General features: G+C 56.4%; 16 protein-coding genes. All 16 read left to right on the top strand.

Translation table 11 applies throughout. The features are described 5' to 3' along the window. Positions 1-41 precede the first annotated feature (41 nt). The 16 genes from R2940_05720 (at position 42) to R2940_05645 (ending at position 15,997) form a co-directional block, all read left to right on the top strand. Entirely contained in the window at positions 42-806 is a 765-nt protein-coding gene (locus tag R2940_05720; protein MEZ4599267.1) for an RNA methyltransferase, read from the top strand. Next, positions 803-2,098, top strand: coding sequence for a 23S rRNA (uracil(1939)-C(5))-methyltransferase RlmD (gene rlmD, locus R2940_05715; protein MEZ4599266.1), 1,296 nt, complete (start codon positions 803-805; stop codon positions 2,096-2,098). Before R2940_05720 ends, rlmD begins: the two co-directional genes overlap by 4 nt. A gap of 61 nt (positions 2,099-2,159) precedes the next feature. After that, positions 2,160-2,822 (top strand): hypothetical protein, encoded by a 663-nt coding sequence (locus R2940_05710; GenBank protein MEZ4599265.1) that lies wholly within the window; start codon positions 2,160-2,162, stop codon positions 2,820-2,822. Positions 2,823-2,988: 166 nt separating this feature from the next. After that, a complete protein-coding gene (locus R2940_05705) occupies positions 2,989-3,477 on the top strand; it encodes a ribosome maturation factor (protein MEZ4599264.1) in 489 nt (162 codons plus the stop codon). A 44-nt stretch (positions 3,478-3,521) separates the two neighbouring features. After that, the gene (gene nusA / locus R2940_05700) at positions 3,522-4,787 is read left to right on the top strand and encodes a transcription termination factor NusA (GenBank protein MEZ4599263.1); all 1,266 of its coding nucleotides are present in this window, start codon (positions 3,522-3,524) and stop codon (positions 4,785-4,787) included. Between the two features lie 278 nt (positions 4,788-5,065). Next, on the top strand, positions 5,066-5,389 hold the full coding sequence (locus R2940_05695; GenBank protein MEZ4599262.1) for a ribosomal L7Ae/L30e/S12e/Gadd45 family protein: 324 nt from the start codon (positions 5,066-5,068) through the stop codon (positions 5,387-5,389). Continuing rightward, on the top strand, positions 5,382-8,279 hold the full coding sequence (gene infB / locus R2940_05690; protein ID MEZ4599261.1) for a translation initiation factor IF-2: 2,898 nt from the start codon (positions 5,382-5,384) through the stop codon (positions 8,277-8,279). The genes R2940_05695 and infB overlap by 8 nt, the downstream gene beginning before the upstream one ends. A 12-nt stretch (positions 8,280-8,291) precedes the next feature. Further along, positions 8,292-8,579, top strand: coding sequence for a DUF503 domain-containing protein (locus R2940_05685; GenBank protein MEZ4599260.1), 288 nt, complete (start codon positions 8,292-8,294; stop codon positions 8,577-8,579). A 43-nt stretch (positions 8,580-8,622) separates the two neighbouring features. Beyond that, positions 8,623-9,000, top strand: a complete 378-nt coding sequence (locus R2940_05680) for a ribosome-binding factor A (protein MEZ4599259.1) — start codon at positions 8,623-8,625, stop codon at positions 8,998-9,000. Then, positions 8,972-9,922, top strand: a complete 951-nt coding sequence (locus R2940_05675) for a bifunctional oligoribonuclease/PAP phosphatase NrnA (GenBank protein MEZ4599258.1) — start codon at positions 8,972-8,974, stop codon at positions 9,920-9,922. The genes R2940_05680 and R2940_05675 overlap by 29 nt, the downstream gene beginning before the upstream one ends. Before the next feature lie 3 nt (positions 9,923-9,925). Further along, entirely contained in the window at positions 9,926-10,843 is a 918-nt protein-coding gene (gene truB / locus R2940_05670) for a tRNA pseudouridine(55) synthase TruB (protein MEZ4599257.1), read from the top strand. Positions 10,844-10,950: 107 nt separating this feature from the next. After that, positions 10,951-11,217 carry a 30S ribosomal protein S15 gene (gene rpsO, locus R2940_05665; protein ID MEZ4599256.1) on the top strand — a complete coding sequence of 89 codons (267 nt, stop codon included), beginning with the start codon at positions 10,951-10,953 and terminating at the stop codon, positions 11,215-11,217. Positions 11,218-11,424: 207 nt separating this feature from the next. Next, positions 11,425-13,536, top strand: coding sequence for a polyribonucleotide nucleotidyltransferase (gene pnp / locus R2940_05660; protein MEZ4599255.1), 2,112 nt, complete (start codon positions 11,425-11,427; stop codon positions 13,534-13,536). A gap of 11 nt (positions 13,537-13,547) precedes the next feature. Then, positions 13,548-14,813 carry a pitrilysin family protein gene (locus R2940_05655; protein MEZ4599254.1) on the top strand — a complete coding sequence of 422 codons (1,266 nt, stop codon included), beginning with the start codon at positions 13,548-13,550 and terminating at the stop codon, positions 14,811-14,813. 33 nt (positions 14,814-14,846) lie between these two features. Next, complete coding sequence (dut, locus tag R2940_05650; GenBank protein ID MEZ4599253.1) at positions 14,847-15,287, top strand: dUTP diphosphatase; 441 nt, start codon at positions 14,847-14,849, stop codon at positions 15,285-15,287. Positions 15,288-15,382: 95 nt separating this feature from the next. Next, the gene (locus R2940_05645; protein ID MEZ4599252.1) at positions 15,383-15,997 is read left to right on the top strand and encodes an L-threonylcarbamoyladenylate synthase; all 615 of its coding nucleotides are present in this window, start codon (positions 15,383-15,385) and stop codon (positions 15,995-15,997) included. Positions 15,998-16,111 lie beyond the last annotated feature (114 nt).

Below are 16,111 nucleotides of genomic sequence, written 5' to 3'. Positions count from 1 at the left end.
CCGTCCAATCAAGTAATTGCAATAAAGAGTTGATAAACAGCATGAATTTTGAAAATCTTACAGTCATTCTCGTCGAACCCCAGGGACCTCTCAATATCGGCGCCGTCTGCCGGGCAATGATGAATTTCGGCTTCTCCGATCTGCGACTGGTCCGTCCCCAGGTTGATCACCTGGTGGAGGATGCCAGGCGCATGGCAGTCAAGGCCACTCCCCTTCTGGAAAGGGCCACCTTGTATCCGGGACTGGAAAAAGCCCTGGAAGATTGTCACTTCGCCTTCGGGACCACCAGAAGATTCGGCAAGTACCGGGAGGATTTTCTGCATCCGGACGAAAGCGCAAAGCTGTTGCTGCCACTGCTGAAAAAAGGCAGAGTGGCACTTGTTTTCGGCAGGGAAGATAAAGGGCTGCATACGGCGGAACTGGATTTGTGCCAGCGTTTGCTCACCATCCCCACCTCGAACGCTCTGCCTTCCATGAATCTGGCTCAGTCGGTCACCGTCTGTCTCTATGAAGTTTCCAGGAAAGCGGCGGCCATGAAGATGAGAGCACCCAGTGGAAGGAAAAGTCTGGCGACAGTGAAATCCCTGGAGAACATGTATAGCCATATGCACGATATCCTGTTTCGTATCGGATATCTCGATCCCCAGAATCCCGATCACATCCTCCGGACCTTTCGCCGGATTTTCGGCCGCTCAGGACTCAATGACCGGGATGTGCGGGTCCTGCGCGGTCTCTGGAGCCGAATCGAATGGCTGGAGGATGAACGCCGGAAATTAGGAGAAAAGGACCGCGCAGAATCCGAATGATCATTGATGAGCTGCATATCGAATCATTGGCCTATGGCGGAGCCGGACTCGGGCGTCACGAAGGCAGGGTGGTGTTCGTGCCCTTTACCGCGCCGGGAGACCGTGTCCGCTGCCGCATAATCCGTGAAAAAAAGCGCTATGCTGAAGGCGTGGCTGAACAAATACTGGTCCCTTCCGCAGAACGTCGCCAGGCCTGTTGTCCGGTGTTCGGTCAATGCGGCGGGTGCCAATGGCAGCACCTGTCCTATTCAGGGCAGGGCAGCTGGAAGGAAACAATTTTCAGCTCCCTTCTAAACAAACAGGCCGGAATAGATCCCGCGGTGATGCGACCCCTGGCATGCGCTCCCGATGAATGGACCTATCGGAGTCGTGCCCAGGTGAAGATCCGCCAGGCTCAGAATCGTCTGGTGATGGGCTTCTATCGGCCGGGCAGCCACTATGTGGCAAATACCGAAAGCTGTCCCATCCTGCACCCTCTGCTCAACCGGACCTGGTCCCTGTTCCGACAAAGGCTGATCGAGTGCCCGGACGCCGCAAAGATCCCACAACTGGACCTGGAGACGGATGACACCGGGCAGGTGCGCGCCGTTCTTCACTATATCGGCAACCAGTCAGAGCCTATTAAAGAGTTCTTTGGTACAATGTCGGCAGTGGCGAATCTTTCCCTGTTTCTGCAATCGGGCCGCAAGGACACCCTCACGAAGCTCTTCGGCCGGGAGAATCTGACCATCGAGGTTGACGATCCGCCCTTGAAGCTACAGTACGGAGCGGGAGGCTTCGCTCAGGTCAACCTGGAGCAGAATCGGGCCCTGGTACGGGAAGTCGCTTCACTCTTCCCGTCCGGAAGCCGTTGGCGTGTTCTCGACCTGTTCTGCGGTATGGGCAACTTTTCACTTCCTGTCGCCCGCAGAGCGGAAAAGGTAATCGGGGTGGAAAATTTCGCCCCGGCCATCGACCAGGCCCGGAGGAATGCCGAAGCAAACGGACTGACAAACGTGGAATTTCATGCCAGGCCGGCGGAAGGGGCCGCGACCGCTCTTTGGCCCGAAAATGGTTTCGACATGGTCATGCTCGACCCGCCCCGTTCAGGGGCCTATGAAGTAATCAGGGAGCTGGCCCGGCTGAAACCGGCGAGAATCCTTTATATATCCTGTGATCCTCCGACTCTTGCGCGGGACCTGGTCCCTCTGCTCCACAGCGGGTATCAGCTTGGGTGGAGCCGTCCTTACGACCTTTTTCCGCAGACGCACCACACGGAAAGCGTTACCCTGCTCAGCAGGCAGGACTTCTGATCCACACCAGGGACCAGTCGGGTGGCTGATGTCCAGGCAAACTATCCACAGGAGAGTTCCCATGGCCCGGAACCGCATTCCGTTTCTTGTTCTGGCAGGCCTGCTTCTTGCCGGATGCGCATCCCGAACCCTGACTGTTCCTCCCCCCCGGATGCTAATTGTCGACGGGGTGATTGATGTCCGTTTTGTTGTGCCGAACGGGGGATGGATATTTACCAGGGAGCCTTCTGAGACGATTGTCCGCCAGATGATCGACCACCTGCGCGAGGAGTTCGCCACAGCGGGCCGGCGTGCAAGCGACGCTCAACTTGCCGAAATCGCCCGGCAGCGACTGGCGGTCAACGAGGGCTTCCTGGTCAACCCGGAAAGCGAGGCATACCTGATGATCGATTTTCGCCGGTTTCGGCCGGGGGAAAAGGTGCCGGGTTCAAGGGATCTGACCGCTTCGGCCAAAGGCGCCGAACTGGCCTTGCGCAGCGAGGCGGGGGTCACCAGTGTTTCCAGCAGGATCAGGCGTTTTCCCGTACCAGGCAGTCTGCATGCCTGCCGCACCGACATCGATTATCTGTTGCATGAAACACCTCGAAAATTCATCGGAATCATCGGCGCCACCGAAACGCACAAATTCTATTTCTATTTCAACGACCCGCTGCGCGACCCCCTCGATTCCAGTCGAATGGATCGGGTATTCGATTCCCTGGTTCTTGGGGGTCCCGGCGATTGAAAAGACTATTTCGAACCGCAGTCATTTCTGTTAAGGGTCGATTATTTTTTGCAATGTTTTTCCTTGCATTTCTTTTTTTTGTATGTTAGGAAGGAAGGACAATTATCGTTCACTAAAAAGTGAGCTCTTTGCTCACTTTTTTTATTTTCGGGAGTAATTTGGACCCATGGCTACCGACAGCATCGTGCAAAGGGCGGCCTTGTTGATTACACCGGTTCTCGAAAGCAGAAAGATGGAACTGGTCGACCTGGAGTACAAAAGGGAAGGGCGGGGAAACGTACTTCGTCTTTTTATCGACAAGGATGGCGGAGTTACTCTGGACGATTGTGCGGATATCAGTCGTGAGGTCGATGTTCTGCTTGAAGTGGAAGATCTGATACCCGGCGCATACAACCTTGAGGTCTCCTCTCCCGGCCTCGATCGGCCTTTGAAAAAGGCGGCCGATTACGAGCGGTTCAAGGGAAGACTCGGCAAAATCAAGATGCGGGACAGTATAGACCCCGATCAGCGGGGCCATCAGCGCAAAACTTTTGTGGGGACCCTGCTCGGGCTCGAGGGGGAAGCGGTTCTGCTGGAACAGAATGACAAAAAAGGGGGTATTGTGAAGTTGCCCTTTGAGGATATTGAAAAAGCACATCTGGAACTCGAATTCTAGCCTGAAAAGGCGTATCCCGAAAAACGGAACTGAGGGGGATTTGGATGCTGGGAAATCTTAACCATATCATTGACCAGGTGGTAAAGGATAAAGGGATCGACCGGGCCGTACTGGTTGAAGCCCTTGAATCCGCCGTCCTGTCAGCTGCCAATAAAAAATATCGCAACACGCGCGATCTCGAGGCCCATTACAATGACGAGATCGGTGAGGTGGAACTGTTCGAATTCGTCACCGTGGTGGAGGAAGTCAACGATTCCTACAAGGAAATCGATCTCGATGAAGCGCGGGAAATCGATCCCGGCGTCGAAATCGGTGATTCTCTCGGCATGAAGATGGATGCCGGCAACTTCAGCCGCATCGCTGCCCAGACGGCCAAGCAGGTCATCATTCAGAAAGTCCGGGAAGCTGAACGGGAGAAGGTTTTCAACGAATACAAGGACCGGGTCGGAGAGCTGGTCAACGGCATCGTGCGCCGTTATGAGCGGGGAGATCTGATTATCGATCTCGGTCTGTCCGAAGGCATCCTTACCCACAGGGAGCAGGTCCCACGGGAGAACTACCGCCAGGGTGACCGGGCCCGGGTCTACATTTCCGAGGTGAAGATGTCCACAAAGGGCCCGCAGATCATTCTGTCCCGCAGTCATCCGGGTCTGGTGGCGGCCCTTTTTCAGTTCGAAGTTCCGGAAATTGCCGAAGGTATCGTTGAAATCAAGGCTGTTGCCCGCGAAGCCGGCAGCCGGACGAAAATCGCCGTCGCCTCCTACGATCAGGATGTCGATCCCGTCGGTGCCTGTGTGGGTATGCGGGGATCCAGGGTGCAGAATGTGGTTTCCGAACTCCGGGGCGAAAAAATCGACATTATCCCCTGGACGCCGGACGTTGCCCGTTTCGTCTGCTCCGCTCTGGCCCCTGCCGAGGTGACCCGGATCTACATCGACAACGAGGACCAGTCTCTTGAAGTCATCGTACCTGATGATCAGCTTTCCCTGGCCATCGGCAAAAAGGGGCAGAATGTTCGACTGGCTGCAAAGCTGACCGGTTGGAACATCGACATCAAGAGTGAAACACGGGCGGCTGAAGCGGCCCTGGAAGAATTTTCCGGCGAAAAAGCCGGCAAAAAGACTGCCAAGGAAACCGCCGCCGAAAATGCCGGCGAAGCAAACCCTGAGGAAAGCTCTCCTGCAACAGAACAGACTGCGACTCCTGCCGAGGATGTAGCCGAAGTCGTCGCAGGCGAGGAAACCTCGGGGGTGGAATCGGAGGAAAGCGCTGGTAATGAACCGGTGACGGAAGAAAAGGATCAGGATTGAAATTTGTGTCGGGCAGCAAGCCGCAGCGGACATGCATCGGGTGTCGCAAGGTCCTTGACCAGGGGATGCTGGTACGATATGTTCTCTCCCCGCAAGGACAGATTGTCGTTGATTACAACCGAAAGCTTCCCGGCCGGGGTGTCTATACCTGTTTGGACAAGCAATGCCTCGAAGCAGCCGTCAAGCGAAAGCAGTTCGATCGGGCATTCAGAGGGCGCAACGCAAGCGTTTGTGTACAGACCCTGTTGCGGTCCCTTGGCGAGCAGTTGGAAAAACGAGTGCTGAATCTTCTGGGGATGGCACGAAAATCAGCGGCGGCGATCTCGGGAAGTCGAGCGGTGACTGTCGAACTGACTGCACAAAAAGCACCGGGCCTGGTCCTCATGGCAAAGGACCTGTCGCCGACCATTGCTGACAAGGTGTCAGGACTGGCCAAAAACCGAAATGTTCCCGTTTTCACCTTTTTTGAAAAGGAAATTCTGGGGCAGGTGCTTGGCAAAGGCCAACGGAGCGTTGTTGCAGTCGCTGATGGTCCGCTCGCTGATAAAATAAAAAGTGAAATCTTCAGATACAAGCACATCGCGGGGGAGGCTGATGGGTAAGAAAATAAGGGTTTATGAATTGGCACAAAAAATGGGACTGGAAAACAAGGCACTCCTGGATAAACTGCATGCAGCCGGAATCGAGGCAAAAAGCCATATGAGCATACTGGACGAAACAGATCTGGGGAATTTTGGAAAAGACTCCGATACTCCGGAAGAATCCGTCGAGGAAAAAATCGAGGAGCAGCGGATTACTCCCGGAATCATCCGCCGGCGCCGAAAAGAAGTTTCCAAACCGGCCCCTGCCCAGGCTGATTCCGAAAGCCCTGGGCCCGCCGGAAAGCCTGAAAGCCCCGCCGCCGAGCCCGAGAAGGCCCCTGCGCATGTCGCGGAAAAGGAGCCCGCCGAGACTTCTGCTTCTTCTGTAGAGACCAAAACCACCGAAGCGGAATCATCAAAGCCGACATCGACCGAGGCTGGAGCGGCTGAAGAAGTTGCTGCGGCGAAGGAAGCCGATCGCCCGGAACCGGAGGTCACGGAAACCGCAAAGACGAAGGAGGAACATCCGATTCCGGCGCCTCCGGAAACCGAGACCAGGGAGGCGGAGACCCGGCAGGAACCTGCGTTGTCCGAATCCGAACCCGCTGTCCGGGAAGAGACCGTGACAGCTCCTTCGCAACCCTCCGGCCAGGAGGCCAGGCCGAAGGCGCCCGAAAAAATGGAACAGAAACCAGCGCAGGCGCCTGGAAAAGCCGTTCCTGCGAAACAGCCTCCTAAAGATGTCAAAGCCACCCCGACCAAGGCCAAAATTCTCGGCAGGGTCGAACTGCCCCATATGAAACAGCAGTCGAAACCTGCACCTTCACAGCCTGCGAGGCAGGCCAAACCGGCGCCTTCGTCTGATCAGGAACGGCCGGAACCCAGGCGGAAACCATCTGTTCCGCAAGCTCCCATGGCGCCGCCGGATGAGCTGTTTCCTGGCAAGGAACCGGGTCGCGCCGCAAAGAAAGGCAAAAAAGGGAAAGGGTCCTTTGATCGGGGCAAAGATCTTCTTGAAGAAGGAAAGGGGCGTCGTCCCCGCCGTGAGATCTTTGAACCGGATCGGGAGCGGCCGCTGCGCAAGAACCGCAAGGCAATCAAACCCAACCAGAAAACCGAGGTCACCGTTTCCAAGGCGATCAAACGGATCATCCGCATCAGCGATGTCATTACCGTTGGCGAACTTGCCAAGAGGATGGGCGTCAAAGGCAAGGACCTCATCAAGGAATTGATGCGCCAGGGGACTATGGTGACCATAAACCACCCTCTCGACTTCGAAACCGCAGCGCTGCTGGCGTCGGAATTCCATTATGAAGTCGAAAACGTCGCCTTTGACGAAGAGGTGATTCTGGAGGATACCGGTGGGCTGAAGGCCGGGGAACCGGAGGTTGTTGGAGAACTTCAGATACGTCCTCCCGTCGTTACCATCATGGGCCATGTCGACCACGGCAAAACCAGTTTGCTCGATGCCATTCGCACCACCAACGTCACGGCCGGAGAAGCCGGGGGCATAACCCAGCATATCGGTGCCTATGATGTAGAGATGGATGGCCGGAAAATCACCTTCCTGGACACCCCCGGTCACGAGGCTTTCACGGCCATGCGTGCCCGCGGAGCTCAGGTGACCGACATCGTCGTGCTTGTGGTAGCGGCCGATGACGGCGTCATGCCCCAGACCAGGGAGGCCATCAACCACTCCAAAGCAGCGGGAGTGCCGATCATCGTTGCCATCAACAAGATTGACAAGCCGGATGCAAATCCGGATCGGGTCAAGCAGGAGCTGACCGAGTTCCAGCTCGTGCCGGAGGATTGGGGCGGGGAAACGATTTTCGTCGAAGTTTCCGCCAAACAGCAAACCAACCTCGACGAATTGCTGGAGATGATTCTGCTGCAGGCTGAGGTTCTTGAACTCAAGTCAAACCCTGCCAAAAGAGCCAAAGGGGTCATCGTCGAAGCCCGTCTCGACAAGGGTCGGGGCCCGGTCGCAACAGTTCTGGTACAGGAAGGGACGCTCCGGACCGGAGATCCCGTCGTCACCGGCATCTATCACGGCAGGGTCAGAACGATGACCAACGACCGGGGGATTCTGGTGGAAGAAGCCGGGCCATCCAGTCCGGTGGAAGTGACAGGGCTTTCGGGCACGCCCGAGGCCGGGGACACCTTCCATGCCGTCGAATCGGAGAAGGCCGCCAAGGACGTCGCTTCCCACCGTCAGAGGAAACTGCGGGAGGCCGAACTCGCCTCGTCCAGCAAGATTTCACTCGAACAGCTCTATGCCCGGTTGCAGGAAGGGGAAGTCAAGGAACTCAAGGTCATTCTCAAGGCGGACGTTCAGGGATCGGTCGAAGCCGTCAAGGATTCCCTCGGCAAGCTTTCCACCGAGGCCTGCCGGCTGGTGGTCATCCACGGCGCCGTTGGCGGAATCACTGAAAGCGATGTTTCCCTGGCTTCAGCTTCCGATGCCATCATTCTGGGCTTCAACGTCCGACCCGAGTCCAAGGCCAGTGCCCAGGCGGAAGCGGAAGGGGTCGACATTCGGCTCTACAATATCATCTATGATGCCGTGGCTGATGTGCGCAACGCCATGGAAGGCCTGCTTGCCCCCACCTACAGGGAGAAGCATCTCGGCAGGGTTGAGGTTCGGGAAACCTTCCATGTATCCAGGGTCGGAACCATTGCCGGGTGCTATGTCACCGAAGGAAAGGTTATACGCGGCTCCCAGGTCCGCCTGGTGAGGGACAATATCGTGGTCTGGGAAGGAAAAATGAGTTCGCTCAAACGCTTCAAGGACGATGTCCGCGAAGTCGCGAGCGGCTATGAATGCGGTATCAGCCTGGAAAATTTCAACGACATCAAGATCGGCGATATAATCGAGGCGTTTGAGATGGAAGCGGTGAAATCCACCCTGTAGGATTGGCCGGGTATGGTCGTGGGCATCATGAGGCTGGAACTTTACCTCTACGAGGTTCAAAGCCTCAAGGAAAAGCGCAGCGTGGTCAAAAAAATCCTGGGGAGGTGCAGGGTCCGGTTTCCGGTATCCTGTGCCGAAACCGATCTGCACGACCTCTGGCAAAGCGCCGAACTGGGCTTCTCCCTGGTCGAGCGGAGCGAAGCGAGAATCCACACCGTCTTCACCCGGATTCAGGAAGAACTTGACCGTATCGGCCTTACCGAGACGAGAGATACATTTACCGAATATCTGCATTATTGAGATGGTGAGTTTCTGCAACACCATCACTATCCATGAGGAACGATTGGAACATCAAAGAGCTCACCGGGTCGGAGAACTGATCCATCAGGAAATATCATCCCTGCTGCTCAAAGGTTTGAAGGATCCCCGCATCGGTTTCGTCACTATCACCAATGTGACAGTCACCCCCGACCTTCATCTGGCCCGCGTTTATTTCACCGCCATGGGCGACGAGAAGGAACGGACCAATACGGAGAAGGGGCTGCAGAGTGCCGTACCCTATCTGCGCAGGGAACTGGGAAAAAGGCTGCGCATGCGATATGTGCCCGACCTCGTTTTTCATTTCGATTCTTCATTGGAATACGGCAATCGAATCGAATCGTTGTTGCGGGAAATTCACCAGGAGGACAATCGTGATCCAGGCGATACTGAGAACCATTGAGCAGGGGAAACGGTTCCTGGTAGCCTCTCACGGCAACCCCGATGGGGATGCCCTCGGCTCGACCATTGCCCTGACCCTGGCTTTGCGGGAAATGGGCAAGGAAGCCGTCGCCTACAATCAGGACGGCATCAGTGAAGAAATGGCTTTTCTGCCCGGGGCCGACAGCATGGTAAAACGGTTGGAGGACGGGGACCAGTTCGATGCCGGTTTCATTCTCGACAGCGGGGAGCTGGCCAGGGCAGGCAGCCATCTGCGGGAGTGCTGCGATCAGCTGGTGAATGTCGATCATCATCCCTATTCAGAAGATTTCGGCACCATCTATTATGTCGACGAGTCGGCCTGTGCCACAGGGGCCCTTGTCTATCGCATCCTGACCGAAGCCGGACATCCGATTTCCTCCCAGGTCGCCGTCTGCATCTACGCCGCGATCCTGGCCGACACCGGCTCCTTCCGCTATTCCAATGCGAATCCGGAAGCTTTTCAGATCGCCGCCGAAATGGTCGGGAAAGGGGTCTCCCCCTGGGATGTGGCTTCCAACCTCTATGAAAACCGTCCCGAAAAGCGGATGCGTTTGTTGGCCAAAGCCCTGCAAACTCTCACCGTCTCTCCCTGCGGCCGCTACGGCTCGATCAGCGTTACCAGCGAAATGTTTGATGCGACAGGGGCTGATTCCGAGCATACGGACGGTTTCATCAATTACCCGAGATCGATCCGTGACGTGGAAGTCGCCATCTTTTTCCGGCAGGTCGGATCCCAGTCATTCAAAATAGGTTTCCGCTCCAAGGGGCGGGTCGACGTCGGCTCCATCGCCCGCGAATTTGGCGGGGGAGGGCATCACAACGCGTCCGGGGCTACACTGCCCGGCTCTCTCAAAGAGGTTCAGGAAACCGTTTTTTCCCGCCTTGACAGTCTGACCTTCTGACTGATGAACGGCCTGCTCTTAATAGACAAACCGGAGGGTCTGACCTCCCACGACGTGGTGCGCACGGTTCGGCGCGCCTGCCGTACCCGGCGGGTGGGACATGCCGGGACCCTCGATCCCATGGCGACGGGACTTCTGACCGTCGCGGTCGGCGAAGCGACTCGAATCGTCGAATTTTTGATGGAGGGTGAGAAAACCTACCGCGCTTCTCTGCTGCTTGGGGTGGAAACAGATACTCAGGATTCATCCGGCCAGGTAACGGCTCGGCAGGATCGGGTGGAATGTGACGAGACCACCATTCGTCGGGTTATGGATTCGTTTATTGGCGAACAGCAGCAGATTCCCCCGATGTATTCGGCCTTGAAAAAAAATGGAGTCGCCCTGCATCGCCTGGCTCGGCAAGGGCTGGTGGTGGAACGGGAAGCGCGAACCATCAAAATCGGGCGGATGGAGCCGATCGAGATCGCTCCGCCCCGGATCAGCTTCGAAGTTGATTGCTCAAAAGGCACCTATGTAAGGACTCTTTGTCACGACCTGGGACACAAGCTTGGCACTTTTGCCCATATGACGAGTCTGAGGCGTATCCGCAGCGGTTCCTTTCATGTAAAGGACGCGGTGTCGCTGGAGCTGATCGCGCAGGCCGCGCCGGAATCGATAGAGCCTTACCTTCTGCCGCTGGCAGAGGGGTTGAGGGACTACTCCGCCTGCCGGCTGAGCGCCGACGCGGTCAGAAAACTCCGTCACGGCATTCCTCCTCAAATCAGCGAAATTTTCTCCCCCACCCCACTCAGGGAAGGGGAAATTGTGGTATTAAAAGAACAGGATCGGGCCTTGGCGATCGGATGTTACGCTCCGGGACGACAGCGGGAACAGCGCGGCGACATCGAACTTTTCAAAGTATTCAATACTGCTGCACAATAAGGTATTTGAGCTTTACACCGGCAGGTATCTATGATACAAGATGACAGCTTTCAAAAGCGTAAATACGCTTGTATTTCGAACAATTAAGTGTGAAAGGAGGTGGCACAGTGCTGGCCACGGAACGTAAACAGGAAATTATCGAACAGTTCAAACGTCATGAAGGAGATACCGGTTCCCCCGAGGTACAGATCGCTCTTCTGTCCGAGCGCATCGGGTACCTGACCGAACATTTCCGGACCCATCAGAAAGATCATCATTCCCGCAGGGGTCTGCTGAAAATCGTCGGTCAAAGACGTCGGCTTCTGGATTACCTGAAAAGAAAAGACGTCGAGCGCTACCGCTCAATTATCTCAACTCTGGGGATTCGCAGGTAATAACAGGCAGCACGCTCTTCGCATGGGGAGCCTGCTGCCTGAGTTTTGTCAGCTCGGGAGGTTGTCCGGAGAGAGGAGCCGATCCGTCCAGCAGGACGGGTCCGGACCCTGTCTCAGGCCATCCTCCTTTAGCTATTTATCCCCGCCTTACCCTCATCCCCGGCGTCTGCTTTACGAGCAGGCGTCAGGCCTCTAAAGGAGATCGTTTTGGCCAATCAACCGAATCCCATCACCGTGGACATTCAATTCAACAATCAGACCCTGACCATAGAAACTGGCAAAATGGCTCGCCAGGCCGATGGCGCGACCGTCATTACCTACGGCGGCACGAAGATTCTCTGCACCGCCGTTTCCGCCAAGCAGAAAAAGGAAGGTCAGGATTTCTTCCCTCTGGTCGTCAACTACCAGGAAAAATTCTATGCCGGGGGCAAGATCCCCGGGTCCTTTTTCCGTCGGGAGCGGGGCGCTTCCGAGCGGGAGACCCTGATCAGCCGCTTGATCGACCGGCCTCTCAGGCCGCTTTTCCCCAAGGGGTATCTGTTCGACACCCAGATCATGCCGACGGTCATCTCCGTCGACATGGAAAATGATCCCGACACCCTGGCCCTGATCGGCTGTTCGGCTGCCGTGGCCATCTCCGACATCCCCTTCAACGGTCCGGTCGCCGGTGTCAGGGTCGGTCGCGTCGACGGCCAGTGGGTCGCCAACCCGACCCACGAACAGCGTGAAAAGAGCGACGCCGACATTATCGTGGCCGGCTCCCGCGACGCCATCATCATGGTCGAAGGGGAAGCCGATTTCCTCGGCGAAGACGAGATGCTCGATGCCATCTTCTTCGGGCATCGAGCCATGCAGCCCCTGATCGACCTGCAGGAGGAGCTTGTCCGGCTTGTCGGGAAAGCCAAACGCGAATTCGAAATGCCCGAGATCGATCCCGCCCTCGTCGCCCGGGTCACCGAACTTTCCGAAGCCAGACTTCTGGAAGCGCAACGTATTCGCGTGAAACAGGACCGCTACGCAGCCATTGCCGCTGTCAAGCAGGATGTCGGTCAGTCGCTGACGGAAGAATTCCCCGGCGCCGAGGACGAGATCAGCGATGTTCTGTCCTCCGTGCAGAAGAAGGTCGTGCGGCAGATGATCATCAAGGAAAAGGTGCGCATCGACGGACGGGACATGCAAACCATCCGTCCCATCACAAGCGAGGTGGGGGTGCTTCCCCGGGCTCACGGCAGTGCCCTGTTTACCCGCGGAGAAACCCAGGCCCTGGTGGCCACCGCTCTCGGCACCTCGAAGGATGAGCAGCGGATGGACAACGTGCAGTCCCTTGAATTCAAAAAGTTCATGCTGCACTACAACTTTCCACCCTTCTGCGTAGGCGAAACCAGCATGCGGCTTTTCCCCGGGAGACGGGAAATCGGTCACGGCTACCTGGCCGAGCGTTCCATTGCCAAGGTTCTGCCCGATCATGAAGGCTTCCCCTATACCATCCGGGTGGTTTCCGACATCCTCGAATCGAACGGCTCCTCGTCCATGGCCAGTGTCTGCGGTTCCTCCCTTGCCCTGATGGATGCCGGCGTTCCCATCCGCCAGCCGGTGGCGGGCATCGCCATGGGCCTGATCAAGGAAGGGGATGACGTCGCCGTGCTCAGCGACATTCTCGGCGACGAGGACCATCTCGGCGATATGGATTTCAAGGTGACAGGTACGGCCGATGGAATAACCGCCCTGCAGATGGACATCAAGATCGGCGGCGTCGACCAGGCCATCATGAAACAGGCCCTAGAGCAGGCCCGTGAAGGGCGCATTCATATTCTGGGGAAAATGGCCGAAGCCCTCAGTGCTCCCCGAGCCGAATTGTCCCCCTATGCCCCCAGGATCACCACTATTCACGTCAAGCCGGATCAGGTCCGGACCGTCATCGGTTCCGGCGGCAAGAACATCCGGGGGATCGTGGAAGCCACCGGTTGCGCCATCGACATTGAAGATGACGGCAAGATCAACATCGCTTCCAACGACAGCGAAGCCTGCAAGAAGGCGATCCGGATGATTCGCGATCTGACACAGGAGGCCGAAATCGGGAAGCTGTATATGGGCACCGTCAAGAAGATCATGGAATTCGGCGCCTTTGTCGAGATCTTCCCCGGCACCGACGGTCTGGTTCATATTTCCGAACTGGCCAAAGAGCGGGTGCGTAACGTCACGGACGTACTTCAGGAAGGGGACCAGGTCCTGGTCAAGTGCCTGGATATCGATCGTCAGGGTAAAATCAAGCTGTCCCGCAAGGAAGCCCTGGGGCAGACCCTTTCGGAAGACGAGTAGAAACGGTCTGAATGTTTCAGAAAACCGTTCTCGATAACGGCATCCGTATTCTTACCCAGAAGCTGCCGGCCGCCCATTCGGCAGCCGTCGGCTTCTGGGTTGAAAGCGGGTCACGCCATGAAAAGGAGGGGCAGGGGGGGATATCCCATTTTGTCGAACACCTCCTTTTCAAGGGGACCAGCCGACGCACTGCTCAGGATATTGCCAAGGAGATAGACTCCGTCGGCGGTGTCCTCAACGCCTTTACCAGCCAGGAATACAGCTGCTTCTATGCAAAGGTGGCCGGCCGGAAATTGCCCCTGGCCCTCGACCTGCTGAACGATATCCTGCTCCATTCGGTTTTCGATCTCGACGAGATTGAAAAGGAACGGCGGGTGATCCTCCAGGAGATTCTGATGGTGGAGGATACACCCGACGAACTGGTTCACGAGCTCTTTTTCCATGCCCTGTGGCCCGACCACCCTCTCGGCCGGCCCATTCTGGGCACTCTTGAGAGCGTCAAGAACCTCGATCGCAAGGCACTGCGCAATCTGCTGAAAAATCATTATTGCGGCAGCAACATCTTGGTCTGTGCAGCAGGCAATGTAAATCATGATGATGTCGTCTCCGAAATTCGTCGGGGTTTCGACAAGCTGCCCCCTGGTAAAAAAATTCTGACTTCGCCGCCCAAAACGGTTCGGCATACGGTCAGAACCCAAAAGAAGGAGCTCGAACAGGTTCACATCTGTCTCGGTTCGACGGCCCTGCCGCAAGGGCATCCCGACCGTTACGCCTGTCAGCTGCTCAATACAGCTCTCGGCGGCAGCATGAGCTCCAGACTTTTTCAGAAACTGCGGGAACAACGGGGGCTTGCCTATTCGGTCTACAGCTATCTCAACAGCTATTCCGACTCCGGAGCCCTGATCATTTACGCCGGCACTTCCCCCGAGGATGCTCCTCATGCCTGCGGGATCATCCTCAAGGAACTGCACCAGATAACCGAACATCCCCTGTCGGCAGAAGAACTCACCGCCGCCAAGGAGCATTTGAAGGGGCAATTCCTTCTCTCCCTGGAAAATACCGAAAATCATATGACCCGGCTGGCCAGAAACGAACTCTATTTCGGCCGGCTTCTGGGTACGGAAGAGGTTCTGGAGCGGATTGACAAGGTCGGAAGCGAAGATATCCTGCGTCTTGCTGCAGAAATTTTCCAGGATAAGTCGCTCTCTCTGCAAATGGTGGGAAGGGTGGATGAAAAAGATTTCCCACTTCTGGATCTGACCCTGGGAGGCGACTGAACGACCGGTCCCTCCAATTCATGCTGAATCCCTATGAACGAACTGGTTGTCGACATCAAACTGCTGCGCGAAGCCGCCCTTATTCCGGCCTACATGACCGATTTCGCCGCGGGGATGGACCTCTGCGCCTGCCTGGAACAGCCCTGTCATCTCTCTCCCGGAAATCGCACGCTGGTTCCGACGGGAGTGGCCCTGGCGATACCTCCGGGTTATGAGGGTCAGATCAGACCCCGTTCCGGCCTGGCCCTGAAAGAAGGACTGACCCTGGTCAATTCCCCCGGCACCATCGATGCCGACTACCGGGGGGAGATCGGCATCATTCTGATCAATCATGGGCAGGAAACCGTTGTCATCCAACCGGGGCAGCGGATCGCCCAGATCGTTTTTTCTCCGGTCCTTCGCGCCTCCCTCCGGCCTGTTGATGAACTGGAAGTGACCGACCGCAACCATGGAGGGTTCGGTCATACCGGCTGAAAGAATATCCCCGATCTGGCGGCCTTAGGGGGACCCTGCTAGACTCTAACGAGAGAACAAGTTTCCCGCATTACTTTCATCTGGGAGATTTCGCCATGCTTTTATCCCTGAACCCTGAAAATCCCCAACTGCGCCTGATCAACCGCATCGTCGACTGTCTCAAACAGGGCGGTGTCATTGCCTATCCCACCGATACCATCTATGGATTGGGATGCGATATTTTCAATAAAAAAGGGGTTAAAAGGTTGTATCAGCTCAAGCAGCGAGATCCCCGCAAGCCCTTCTCATTTATCTGTGCCGACCTTTCCGATATTTCCAACTATGCCCAGGTCAGCAATTTTTCCTTCAAGATCATGAAGCGTTATCTTCCCGGACCCTATACCTTTATCCTGGAAGCGACCCGAATTGTTCCCGATATTCTCACCACCCGGCAAAAAACGGTAGGGATCCGGATTCCCGCAAACCCCATTGCCCTGAGCATTGTTCAAAACCTCGGTCATCCCCTGGTTACCACCAGCGTCAATGTCAGCGGTGAAGAACCTTACTACGATCCCGCCCAGATCGAAGCCGATCTCGGGAAGCAGCTTGATATCGTCGTCGACGGAGGAATTGTCATGGGAGAACCCTCCACCGTCATCAGCCTTGTCGAGGACCGGATCGAAGTGCTTCGCCAGGGCAGCGGCAGCACGTCCTGGATTCATCAACTCTAGGAGCCTTGGCTCGCAATTCGCTTTATCCCTTTTCCTTGAAATAAACGGCTGCTTCAGGTTATAGTCTCGCCGGCCAGGTAAGCCGGAGCGGGCATTTCTGCCCGTTATTGCCGG

The organism is Syntrophotaleaceae bacterium, assembly GCA_041390365.1.
Taxonomy (GTDB): domain Bacteria; phylum Desulfobacterota; class Desulfuromonadia; order Desulfuromonadales; family Syntrophotaleaceae; genus JAWKQB01.
Note: the sequence above shows the minus strand (reverse complement) of the source record. Positions and strands in the feature narration are given on the sequence as shown.